Here is a 10,954-nt window from a genome sequence, read left to right as displayed (position 1 = left end):
GGTTACATTCCGAACCCGGAAGCTAAGCCTTACAGCGCCGATGGTACTGCAGGGGGGACCCTGTGGGAGAGTAGGACGCCGCCGAACAATCTTTGAGGACCCTTGGTCCCAGCGACTCGCTGGGACCAAGGGTCCTTTTGTTTTTCCGAAGCGCGCCGGGTACTCGGCTGCGCGAGAATGACTTGCGGTACCGAAGACAGGAGTCACCCATGTCCACCAACTCTCCCGATGAGCGACCGGACCGCGATCAGCGACGCCGGGACAGTGGTGACCGCGGCGGCTACCGCGGGGGCCCGCCGCGCCGTGACAACGCCGCCGGCCGCGACAACGACCGCGGCGGTGACCGTGGCGGCTTCCGTCGTGACGACAGCCGTGGCGGCGACCGACCCGCCTTCCGCCGCGATGACCGGCCCACCGGCGACCGACCCGCCTTCCGCCGCGATGACCGGCCCACCGGCGGCCCCCGCCGTGACGACCGCGGTGACCGCGGCGGCGATCGCGGCGGTGACCGCGGTGGCTTCCGTCGCGACGACAACCGCGGAGCCGGCGGCGGTGGTTTCCGCCGTGACGACAACCGCGGTGGCGGTGGTGGCTTCCGTGGCCGTGACGACCGCCGCGAGGACGACCGTGGTGGCCGTCCCGCCTTCCGTCGTGATGACAGGCCGACTGGTGGCCCCCGTCGCGACGACCGGCCGAGTTTCGGTGGTCCTCGTCGCGATGACCGGCCGGCTTCCGGTCCGCGTCGTGACGACCGCGGTGACCGCGGCGGTGACCGTGGCGGCTTCCGCCGTGACGACAACCGCGGCGGCGACCGTCCCCCCTTCCGCCGCGATGACCGCGGTGAGCGCCGCGACGACGACCGTGGCGGCTTCCGCAGGGACGACCGGGGCGACCGTGGCGGTGACCGCGGTGGCTTCCGTCGTGACGACAGCCGAGGCGGCGACCGTCCCGCGTTCCGCAGGGACGACCGGCCCACGGGCGGCCCCCGGCGTGACGACCGCGGTGACCGCGGCGGCGACCGTGGCGGCTTCCGCCGTGACGACCGCGGTGACCGCGGGGATCGTGGCGGCCCCCGTCGCGACGACCGGCCGAGTTTCGGTGGCCCCCGTCGCGATGACCGCCCGAGTTTCGGTGGTCCTCGTCGCGATGACCGGCCGGCTTCCGGTCCGCGTCGTGACGACCGCGGTGACCGCGGCAGTGACCGCGGCGGCTTCCGTCGCGACGACAGCCGTGGCGGCGACCGTCCCCCCTTCCGCCGCGACGACCGGCCCACCGGCGACCGTCCCGCTTTCCGCCGCGACGACCGGCCCACCGGCGGCCCCCGTCGTGACGACCGCGGTGACCGCGGCGGTGACCGCGGTGGCTTCCGTCGTGACGACAGCCGTGGCGGCGACCGGCCAGGCTTCCGCAGGGACGACCGTGGCGACCGGCGCGACGACCGGCGTGAGGGCGACCGTCCGGCCTTCCGGCGCGACAGCGAGCGTCCGGCCTTCAGCCGTGACGACCGGAGGGACGACCGGAGGGACGACAGGCGTGACGACAGGCGTGACGACCGTCGGGGCGACGACCGCGGCGGCGACCGAGGCGGCTTCCGGCGTGACGACCGGGGCGACCGCGGCGGTGACCGCGGTGGCTTCCGCGGGCGCGACGACCGCGGGCAGGGCCCGCGCCGTGACGACCGGGGCAGCCGTCCCGGTGGGTACCGCGACCGTGACGACCGTCGGGACGATGACCGGCGCGGCGGCGGACGGTTCCGCGACGAGCGCGAGCGGGACCGCGAGCCGATCAGGCGGCTGCCGATCCCGGACGACGTCACGGGCGAGGAGATCGACAAGGACGTACGCCAGGAGCTGATGAGCCTGCCGAAGGGCCTGGCCGAGGACGTCTCCAGGAACCTGGTGATGGTGGCCCGGCTCATCGACGAGGACCCGGAGGGAGCGTACGGATACTCCAGGGTGGCCCTGCGTCTGGCGTCCCGCGTCGCCGCCGTACGAGAGGCGGCCGGGTTCGCCGCGTACGCGAACCAGAAGTTCAGCGAAGCGCTGGCCGAGTTCCGGGCCGCGCGGCGGATGACCGGGAACGTCGACCTCTGGCCCGTCATGGCGGACTGCGAGCGTGGTCTCGGCCGGCCCGAGAAGGCGCTGGACATGGCCGGTGCGCCCGAGGTGCAGAAGCTGGACAAGGCCGGGCAGGTCGAGATGCGCCTCGTGGCCGCCGGTGCCCGGCGTGACATGGACCAGCTCGACGCGGCCATCGTGACCCTCCAGAGCCCGGAGCTGGCCTCCAGCTCCGTGCAGCCCTGGACCGCGCGCCTGCGGTACGCGTACGCCGACGCGCTGCTCGCCGCCGGCCGCGAGGACGAGGCACGCGAGTGGTTCGCGAAGGCCGTCGAGTCCGACAAGGACGGCAGCACGGACGCCTCCGACCGGCTCGCCGAGCTGGACGGTGTCGAGTTCGTCGACGCCATGGCCGAGGACGAGGCGGAGCCCAAGTCCGTGCCCCGTATCGACGCCGACATCGAGGTGGCCGACGCGCACGCCGAGGACGCCGAGGACGACGCCCAGATCGAGGACGAGGACGACGCCGAGATCGAGGACGAGGACGACGTCGACGTGGCGGAGGACGAGACCGAGGCGGCCCGGGACGTGCGGCTCCCGGCCGACGGTGACGACGAGGCCGGCCAGGACGGCACCGAGGACGCTCCTCGCGCCTGACGTCACGCGGACGCACGGGCCGACACGGCGGTGACAGCGGACGGGCGGGACTCCCCAGGGGGTCCCGCCCGTCCGCGTTTCAGGGGGTGAGCGCCCGCAGGACCAGGCCCGAGGCCGGCTTCGGGCCGAACGACGTCGACTTGCGCGGCATCATGACGCCCTGGCGGGCCAGATCGCGTACGACCTCCTCGCGGACCGGGTGCATCAGGACCGCCGTACCGCCGTCGCGTTCCGCCTTCTCGACCGTCGCGGCGGTGTCGTGGATGTAGGCGATGTGCTCCGGGGAGTCCTCGGGGACGTGCCAGACGTGCTGGAGGAGCGCGGCGTGCAGGACCGTCGCGTCCAGGCTGCGCCAGGCCTCCGGGCGGTCCGCGGGGACCGTACGGGCCAAAAGGTCCGCGGACGGGCGGTCGAGGAGGTGGAAGGCGCCGTGGCCGGCCAGCATGAAGGCGTTGCCGTCCGCCGCGGCCGAGGCGAGTGCCGCCAGGGCTTCGCCGAGGGGGACGTCCAGGTGACGTACCCGGAAGTGGGGCGACACGGCGTCCAGCGCCTCGGGCACCGGCAGGCGGTGCAGGAGCCGGTGGATGGCGCGGACGCGGAGCGGATGACGCGCGGTGTCCACCAGGAGCACCAGACCGTAGTCCCAGGGGCTCGGGGACGGGTGCTCGGTGCGCAGCCGCAGACACGTCGCCCAGCGGTGGTGGCCGTCCGCGATGAGAGCCTGGTGACGGGCGAGGTCGGTGCGGATCTCCGCCAGGTCGGCGGGGTCGGTCACGGCCCACAGCCGGTGGCTGAAGCCGTCCTCCGTGGTCGTCGCGAGCAGCGGTTCCCGGCGTGCGGTGCGCTCGACGACGGCGGCCGCGCCGGTCGCCGAGCCGTCGCCGCGGTAGGTCAGCAGCAGGGGTTCGAGATTGGCCGAGGTGGCCCGCATCAGCGCCGCGCGGTCCGCGACCACATGAGGCATGACGTCCTCGTGGGGGAGGACCACACCGTCCGAGGGTTCCGACAGGCGCAGGGCGCCGATGACACCGCGCTGCAGCAGACCGCCGTCGCGCTGCTCGTAGACGTACAGGGCAGGTGCGGAGTCCGTGGTCAGGACGCCTTCGGCCAGCCACTGCCGCAGGGTGGCCGCCGCCTGCCGGTTGCGGACGTCGGGGGTGGTGTCCTGAGGGAGGATCAGCCGGACGATGTTGTGCGGGTCGGCGGATTCGAGGTGCAGCAGGCCGTCGGGCCGTACGACGACGTCGTACGGCGGGGAGGTCACCGCGGCCAGGCTGCCGACCCGCTCGGGGTCGTACCGCAGGCCCTGGAACGGGACCAGATCGAGCCCCTCGTACGCCGGGGTCTCCTCCGTGGGGCCTGCATAGTTCATTGAGGCATCGTAAGTGGGTCACTCGTATGCGCGATGATCGGGGGAAAGGGATCGAACAAGGAGCGATGCGTAATGAGCCAGACCGTCAGGACGCGGCCCGACGCCAGCCGGCAGGCCCTGAGCGAGGCGTACGACACGGCGCTGCTCGACCTCGACGGGGTGGTGTACGCGGGCGGCAGCGCGATCGCGCACGCCGTGGAGTCGCTCGGCACGGCTCGCTCGGGCGGAATGCGGCTCGCGTACGTCACGAACAACGCGCTGCGGACGCCGGACGCCGTGGCCGGCCACCTCACCGAGCTGGGGGTGCCGGCCGAGCCCTCGGACGTCATCACCTCGGCGCAGGCGGTGGCGCGGCTGATCAGCGAGCAGGTGCCCGAGGGCGCGCGGGTGCTGGTGGTCGGCGGTGAGGGTTTGCGGGTCGCGTTGCGCGAGCGCGGCCTGGAGCCGATCGACTCGGCGGACGACGAGCCGGTGGCGGTCGTGCAGGGGTACGGCGGACCCGATCTGACGTGGTCGCGTTTCGCGGAGGCCTGCTTCGCGATCCACCGCGGGGTTCCGTGGTTCGCGTCCAACACCGATCTGACGATCCCGAGCGCGCGCGGGATCGCCCCCGGCAACGGCGCGGCGGTGGAGGTCGTCCGCATCGCCACCGGCGCCGAACCCCGGGTGGCGGGCAAGCCGCTGCCCCCGATGCACCGCGAGACGATCCTGCGGACCGGCGCCGAGCGGCCGCTGGTGGTCGGCGACCGCCTGGACACCGACATCGAGGGCGCGTTCAACGGCGAAGTGGACTCGCTGCTCGTCCTCACCGGTGTGACGGACGGCGCGCAGCTGCTCGCCGCCCCGCCGCAGCACCGACCGACCTTCGTCGACGCCGACCTGCGCGGTCTGCTGACGGGGCAGCCGGAGATCGTCGGGGAGGGCGGCGGATTCCGTTGCGGAGGCTGGACGGCCACCGCCGGGAGCGAGCGGCTCGAACTGGACGGCGAGGGCGCGGCCATGGACGGACTGCGGGCCCTGTGCGCGGCGGCCTGGACGGCGGCCGGGGACGGGACCTGCGCGCTGGACGGCGGGAAGGCGCTCGCGCGGCTGGGGCTCTGAGACGAACCGGGGCCCGCGCCAGGGTCTTCGACGCGCGGCCGGGCCGGCCGGGGGCATGGTCCGGCGCCGGCACGCCCTCGGTAAGGCGAGGGTAGGCTAACCTAACTGGGTGTTGGTCGACAGTCCTCCTGAACAGCGCGCGGAGACCGCCCCCGCGCCCCCGAACCGCCGGGCGATACGGTCCCTCGGACTCCTCGCGTCCGTTGCCCTGCTGACGCTCGTCGCGCTGGCGAGCGTCGCACTCGGCGCGAAGGCGCTGCCCTTGGACCAGGTCTGGCACGGCCTGTTCCACGCGTCGGGGACGTACGGCGACGTCGTGGTCGGCGAGCGGGTCTCCCGCACCGTCCTCGGGCTGCTCGTCGGGGCCGCGCTCGGTCTGTCCGGGGCCGTCCTTCAGGCGCTCACCCGCAATCCGCTGGCCGACCCCGGACTGCTCGGCATCAACGCGGGCGCGTCCGCCGCGGTCGTCACCGCCATCACGTTCTTCGGCGTCACCTCGCTGAACGGCTATGTGTGGTTCGCCTTCTTCGGGGCGGCCGCGGTCGGTGCCCTGGTCTGGTTCCTGGGCGGCAGCCGGGGGGCGACCCCGGTGCGGCTGGCGCTCGCCGGGACCGCGATCAGCGCCGCGCTCTACGGCTATCTGCAGGCCGTGATGATCATGGACAACGCGGCGCTCGGCAAGATGCGCTTCTGGACCGTCGGTTCGCTCTCCTCGGCCGGCGACTCGACGATCCGGCAGGTCCTGCCGTTCCTGGCGGTCGGCACCCTCGTCGCGCTCGCCCTCGCCAAACCGCTGAACGCCATGGCGATGGGCGACGACACCGCCCGCGCGCTCGGCGCCGACCTGAACCGCACCCGCGCGCTGTCCATGGCCGCCGCCACCGTCCTGTCCGGCGCCGCCACCGCGGCCTGCGGGCCGATCGTGTTCGTCGGGCTGATGGTCCCGCACCTCGTGCGCTCCTTCACCGGGCCCGACATGCGCTGGATCCTGCCGTACGCGGCCGTCCTGTCGCCCGTGCTGCTGCTGGGTGCCGACGTGATCGGGCGGCTGGTGGCGCGTCCCGCCGAACTCCAGGTCGGCATCGTCACCGCGGTCCTCGGCGGCCCGGTCTTCATCCATCTCGTACGACGGCGGAGGACGGCGCAGCTGTGAAGGCCACACGTATCCCGGCCGTCCGCACGAAGGGCGGCTTCTCGCTGCGGTACGACGTCCGCGCCTGCACGGTCGTCGCCCTGCTGCTCGCCGCCCTGCTCGCCGCGAGCGTCGTCCTCATCGGCACCGGCGACTTCCCGATCCCGGCCGCCGATGTCCTCAGGACACTGGTCGGCGACGGGAACGCGGGACAGGAGTTCATCGTCAGCCAGCTCCGGCTGCCCCGGGTCGTCGTCGGCATCCTGGTGGGCGCCTCGCTCGGCCTCGGCGGAGCCCTCTTCCAGTCCATCTCCCGCAACCCGCTGGGCAGTCCGGACGTGCTCGGTCTGGGACAGGGCTCGACGGCCGGCGCCCTCGTCATGATCGTGCTCTTCTCGGGCAGCGCCAACGAGGTCGCCCTCGGCGCCCTCGTCGGCGGTCTCGTGACCGGGCTCGCCATCTACCTGCTCGCCTGGAAACGGGGCGTGCACGGCTACCGACTGGTCCTGGTCGGCATCGGCGTCGCCGCCGTCGTCACGGCGGTGAACGGCTATCTGCTCACCAAGGCCGACCTCGTCGACGCGGCCCGTGCCGTCGTCTGGATGACCGGCTCCCTCAACGGCCGCGCCTGGGACCAGGTCTGGCCCCTGCTCGCCATGTGCGCCGTCCTCGTACCGCTCGTCCTCGCCAACGCACGCGGGCTGCGGATGATCGAGATGGGCGACGACGTCTCGTACGCGCTCGGCGTGCGGGTCGAGCGGACGCGGCTGCTGCTGATGCTGGCCGCCGTGCTGCTCACCGCGGGGGCCACCGCCGCCGCCGGACCGGTCGGGTTCGTGGCGCTCACCTCGCCGCAGCTCGCCCGGCGGCTGACCCGCTCGCCCGGCCCCAACCTGGTGCCCTCGATGTGCATGGGCGCCACCCTCCTGATCGTCGCCGACTGGGCGTCGCAACGGGCCTTCGGCGCCGACCAGCTGCCCGTCGGCGTGGTGACCGGCGTCGTCGGCGGCGTCTACCTGCTGTGGCTGCTCGTCATCGAGCGCAAGGCGGGCCGGATATGAGCACCGGGAGCGGACCGGACGCGCGGACCTGCAGCGGGTCCCGCACCCACACCGGCAGCGGGCCCGACACGAACACCCAGAGGAGCACCAGCACTGTGAACCGCCTGTCCGCCGACAACCTGACCATCGGTTACGACCAGCGCGTCATCGCGGAGGACCTGTCGGTGGAGATCCCCGACCACTCCTTCACGGTGATCGTCGGCCCGAACGCCTGCGGCAAGTCCACCCTGCTGCGCGCCCTCTCGCGGATGCTCAAGCCGTCCCGGGGCCGGGTGCTGCTCGACGGGCAGGTCATCCACTCGATGCCCGCCAAGAAGGTCGCCCGGACGCTCGGGCTGCTGCCGCAGTCGTCCATCGCGCCCGACGGCATCACGGTCGGCGACCTGGTGGGGCGCGGCCGTTACCCGCACCAGGGGCTGCTGCGCCAGTGGTCGGCCGAGGACGAGCGGGTCGTACAGGACTCGATGGCCTCCACCGGCGTCGCGGAGCTGGCCGACCGCTACGTGGACGAACTGTCCGGCGGACAGCGCCAGCGCGTCTGGATCGCGATGGCGCTCGCCCAGCAGACACCGCTCCTGCTGCTCGACGAGCCGACCACCTACCTCGACATCCAGCACCAGATCGACGTGCTCGACCTGTGCGCCGAACTCCACGAGGAACAGGGCCGCACCCTGGTCGCCGTGCTGCACGACCTGAACCACGCCGCCCGCTACGCCACGCACCTCATCGCCCTGCGCGAGGGCAGGGTCGTCGCCGAGGGGGCACCGAACGACATCGTCACGGCCGAACTGGTCGAGGAGGTCTTCGGGCTGCGCTGCCAGGTCATCGACGACCCGGAGACGGGGACGCCGCTGGTGGTCCCGGCGGCGCGGAAGGCGCGCGCGGCGACGGCCGCCCACGCGGTCGGCGCGGCGGCACTGACCGCCGAAGGCTGAGAGCGGGCTCCGCGGATGCCCTGCGGAGCGGCTCCTGACCGTGGTGCGGTACTAGAGCAGGCTCCGCAGGCGCATGAGGTCGCGGAGTCCGGCCTCCAGTTTCACCCGGCCCGAGGCCCAGGCCTTCGCGAAGTTCAGCTCGCCGTTCACCATCGCCACCAGGTCGTCACCGGTCATCGTGAGCCGGATCTGGGCCTTCTCGCGGGGCGGGCCCGGGATCGTGTCGAGCACGTCGATCCGGCCGTCCGTCAGACGCCCGACGAAAGTCGTGTCGAGGTCGGTGACACGGCAGCTCAGCGAGCGGTCGAGGGCCGCCGCACCGCGCACGTCCCCGTCGGCCCCCGCCAGGTTGTCCGAGAGTTTGTCGAGTGCCGCGCGGCACTCCTCCATCGTCGCCATCGTGATCGACGGTACCGCAGCGCTTCGGGGTAGCGTCGGGGCATGAGCGACTCAGTGCCCCGGTCCGAGGGCCCGCAGGAGGCGGCCGCGCCGGATCCCCGCCGTGCCCCGGAGCACGGCCGAGGTCCGTCCGCGGCGCAGCTGCCCGGGACGTCCGCCGTCCCGGCGCCCGCCCGTTCGCCGGGGGAGGAGGCCGACCCGGCAGCCGCCCGTCCGCCGGGGGAGGAGTACGGCACCGGTGGTACGGACCTCGCCGTCGAGCCCGCGCACGACCCCGCGGCCCCCGCGCCGCTGGAGGTCCCCCGCACCCCCACCGGCAACGCCGACGTCGACGCCGGCCTCGGCCGGCTGGCCGACGCCGACCACCTCGCCACCGACGGCCACGCCGAGGTGTACGAGGATGTACACAGGGGCCTGCGCGACGCACTGACCGCGCTCGACGCACGTCAAGGGCCTCCGGTGCCGTCACCCCCGACGGCGCCCACCTCTTCGTACGACCACAGGAGCTGAACCGAACGTGGCAGGAGTGGCACGACGCCGCCTCGATGCCGAGCTGGTCCGCCGCAAGCTCGCCCGCTCGCGCGAGCACGCCGGCCAGCTGATCGCCGCGGGGCGGGTCACCGTCGGCAAGACCCTCGCGACCAAATCCGCCACGCAGGTGGAGACCGCGGCCGCCATCGTGGTCACCCAGGACGACGACGATCCCGACTACGTCTCGCGCGGCGGACACAAACTCGCCGGTGCCTTCGAGGTCTTCGTGCCGCAGGGGCTGAAGGTCGAGGGGCGGCGGGCGCTGGACGCGGGAGCGTCCACCGGAGGCTTCACCGACGTCCTGCTGCGCGCGGGCGCCGCCCACGTCGTCGCGGTCGACGTCGGCTACGGCCAACTCGCCTGGTCTCTGCAGAGCGATGAACGCGTCACCGTCAAGGACCGTACGAACGTACGCGAGTTGACGTTGGAGGCGATCGATGGGGAGCCCGTGGATCTTGTCGTGGGGGATCTGTCCTTCATCCCGCTCGGACTGGTGCTGCCCGCCCTCGCGCGGTGCGCGGCACCGGACGCCGATCTGGTGATGATGGTGAAGCCGCAGTTCGAAGTGGGCAAGGAACGGCTGGGCAGCGGCGGCGTCGTCCGCAGCCCGGAGCTGAGGGCCGAGGCGGTGCGCGGTGTGGCGGCGCGAGCCTGGGAACTGGGGCTCGGCGTGCGGGGCGTCACAGCCAGCCCGCTGCCCGGACCCTCCGGCAATGTCGAATACTTTCTGTGGCTGCGTGCCGGGGCGCCCGCACCGGACGCGGCCGACGTCGACCGAGCAGTTGCGGAGGGGCCCCGTTGACTCAGACCCGAGCTCGTACTGTCTTCCTGCTGGCCCACACCGGGCGGCCCGCGGCCATCCGCAGCGCCGAGCTGGTCGTCGAGGGACTGCTGCGCTCCGGGATCGGCGTGCGCGTCCTGGAGGCGGAGGCCGCCGACCTGCCGCTTCCGGCGACCGTGGAACTGGTCAGGGAGGCCACCCCGCAGTGTCTCGACGGGTGTGAACTGCTGATCGTGCTCGGCGGTGACGGCACACTGCTGCGCGGCGCCGAGTTCGCCCGCGCGTCCGGCGTCCCCATGCTCGGCGTCAACCTGGGCCGGGTCGGCTTCCTCGCGGAGGCCGAGCGCGACGACCTCGACAAGGTGGTCGACCGGGTGGTGACCAAGGCGTACGAGGTCGAGGAGCGGATGACCGTCGACGTCGTCGTGCACCGCAACGGCGACATCGTGCACACCGACTGGGCGCTGAACGAGGCCGCCGTGCAGAAGGTCTCGGCGGAGAAGCTCCTCGAGGTGGTGCTGGAGATCGACGGGCGCCCGGTGACCGGCTTCGGCTGCGACGGCATCGTCTGCGCGACCCCGACCGGTTCCACCGCGTACGCCTTCTCCGCGGGCGGGCCCGTGGTGTGGCCGGAGGTCGAGGCGCTGCTGATGGTGCCGATCAGCGCGCACGCGCTGTTCGCCAAGCCGCTGGTCACCTCGCCGGACTCGGTGCTCGCCGTGGAGGTCCTGCCGCACGTCCCGCCCGGCGTCCTGTGGTGCGACGGCCGGCGCACGGTCGAGCTGCCGCCCGGGGCGCGGGTCGAGGTGCGCCGGGGGGCCGTCCCGGTGCGACTCGCCCGGCTCCACCACGCGTCCTTCACCGACCGGCTCGTCGCCAAGTTCGCCCTGCCCGTGTCGGGCTGGCGGGGCGCGCCGCACTGACACCG

General features: G+C 73.4%; 10 protein-coding genes, 1 rRNA gene and 1 pseudogene. 10 read left to right on the top strand and 2 right to left on the bottom strand.

The window, feature by feature from the left end; translation table 11 throughout:
- From rrf to ACFYP4_RS28600, 3 genes and pseudogenes are all read left to right on the top strand, one after another.
- A 5S ribosomal RNA gene (gene rrf / locus ACFYP4_RS28610) occupies window positions 1–87 on the top strand; the annotation flags it as partial.
- A gap of 632 nt (window positions 88–719) precedes the next feature.
- Window positions 720–1,505, top strand: a pseudogene (locus ACFYP4_RS28605) (hypothetical protein); the annotation flags it as partial.
- 348 nt (window positions 1,506–1,853) lie between these two features.
- Complete coding sequence (locus tag ACFYP4_RS28600; protein ID WP_358854142.1) at window positions 1,854–2,714, top strand: hypothetical protein; 861 nt, start codon at window positions 1,854–1,856, stop codon at window positions 2,712–2,714.
- Between the two features lie 79 nt (window positions 2,715–2,793).
- Here ACFYP4_RS28600 and ACFYP4_RS28595 read toward each other — a convergent pair whose 3' ends face one another.
- The gene (locus ACFYP4_RS28595) at window positions 2,794–4,086 is read right to left on the bottom strand and encodes a DUF1015 family protein (protein ID WP_388789190.1); all 1,293 of its coding nucleotides are present in this window, start codon (window positions 4,084–4,086) and stop codon (window positions 2,794–2,796) included.
- Between the two features lie 72 nt (window positions 4,087–4,158).
- Between ACFYP4_RS28595 and ACFYP4_RS28590 the strand changes: the two genes are divergently transcribed.
- The 4 genes from ACFYP4_RS28590 (at window position 4,159) to ACFYP4_RS28575 (ending at window position 8,315) form a co-directional block, all read left to right on the top strand.
- Complete coding sequence (locus ACFYP4_RS28590) at window positions 4,159–5,187, top strand: HAD hydrolase-like protein (RefSeq protein ID WP_388789187.1); 1,029 nt, start codon at window positions 4,159–4,161, stop codon at window positions 5,185–5,187.
- 109 nt (window positions 5,188–5,296) lie between these two features.
- Window positions 5,297–6,340, top strand: coding sequence for a FecCD family ABC transporter permease (locus ACFYP4_RS28585; RefSeq protein WP_388789184.1), 1,044 nt, complete (start codon window positions 5,297–5,299; stop codon window positions 6,338–6,340).
- Window positions 6,337–7,380 (top strand): iron chelate uptake ABC transporter family permease subunit, encoded by a 1,044-nt coding sequence (locus tag ACFYP4_RS28580; protein ID WP_358854107.1) that lies wholly within the window; start codon window positions 6,337–6,339, stop codon window positions 7,378–7,380. Before ACFYP4_RS28585 ends, ACFYP4_RS28580 begins: the two co-directional genes overlap by 4 nt.
- Entirely contained in the window at window positions 7,341–8,315 is a 975-nt protein-coding gene (locus ACFYP4_RS28575; RefSeq protein WP_388789181.1) for an ABC transporter ATP-binding protein, read from the top strand. Before ACFYP4_RS28580 ends, ACFYP4_RS28575 begins: the two co-directional genes overlap by 40 nt.
- 51 nt (window positions 8,316–8,366) lie before the next feature.
- On the opposite strand, the gene ACFYP4_RS28570 is transcribed toward ACFYP4_RS28575, so the two are convergent.
- Entirely contained in the window at window positions 8,367–8,714 is a 348-nt protein-coding gene (locus ACFYP4_RS28570; protein ID WP_358854109.1) for an SCP2 sterol-binding domain-containing protein, read from the bottom strand.
- 141 nt (window positions 8,715–8,855) lie between these two features.
- Between ACFYP4_RS28570 and ACFYP4_RS28565 the strand changes: the two genes are divergently transcribed.
- Genes ACFYP4_RS28565 through ACFYP4_RS28555 form a run of 3 tightly spaced genes read left to right on the top strand, consistent with a single transcriptional unit; the run spans window position 8,856 to window position 10,949 of the window.
- Window positions 8,856–9,224 (top strand): hypothetical protein, encoded by a 369-nt coding sequence (locus ACFYP4_RS28565; RefSeq protein ID WP_358854143.1) that lies wholly within the window; start codon window positions 8,856–8,858, stop codon window positions 9,222–9,224.
- Between the two features lie 7 nt (window positions 9,225–9,231).
- Window positions 9,232–10,047: a TlyA family RNA methyltransferase gene (locus tag ACFYP4_RS28560; protein WP_358854110.1), complete on the top strand. Its 816-nt coding sequence runs from the start codon at window positions 9,232–9,234 to the stop codon at window positions 10,045–10,047.
- Window positions 10,044–10,949, top strand: a complete 906-nt coding sequence (locus ACFYP4_RS28555) for an NAD kinase (RefSeq protein ID WP_358854111.1) — start codon at window positions 10,044–10,046, stop codon at window positions 10,947–10,949. Before ACFYP4_RS28560 ends, ACFYP4_RS28555 begins: the two co-directional genes overlap by 4 nt.
- Window positions 10,950–10,954 lie beyond the last annotated feature (5 nt).

It is taken from the genome of Streptomyces sp. NPDC005551 (assembly GCF_042871785.1).
Taxonomy (GTDB): Bacteria; Actinomycetota; Actinomycetes; order Streptomycetales; family Streptomycetaceae; genus Streptomyces.
The sequence above is the reverse complement of the archived record's forward strand: the minus strand, read 5'-3'. Positions and strand labels throughout refer to the sequence as shown.

Coding starts and splice junctions, on each gene's coding strand:
- ACFYP4_RS28600 (WP_358854142.1), top strand. CDS start 1,854: ATGAGCCTGCCGAAGGGCCTGGCCGAGGACGTCTCCAGGAACCTGGTG.
- ACFYP4_RS28595 (WP_388789190.1), bottom strand. CDS start 4,086: ATGAACTATGCAGGCCCCACGGAGGAGACCCCGGCGTACGAGGGGCTC.
- ACFYP4_RS28590 (WP_388789187.1), top strand. CDS start 4,159: ATGAGCCAGACCGTCAGGACGCGGCCCGACGCCAGCCGGCAGGCCCTG.
- ACFYP4_RS28570 (WP_358854109.1), bottom strand. CDS start 8,714: ATGGCGACGATGGAGGAGTGCCGCGCGGCACTCGACAAACTCTCGGAC.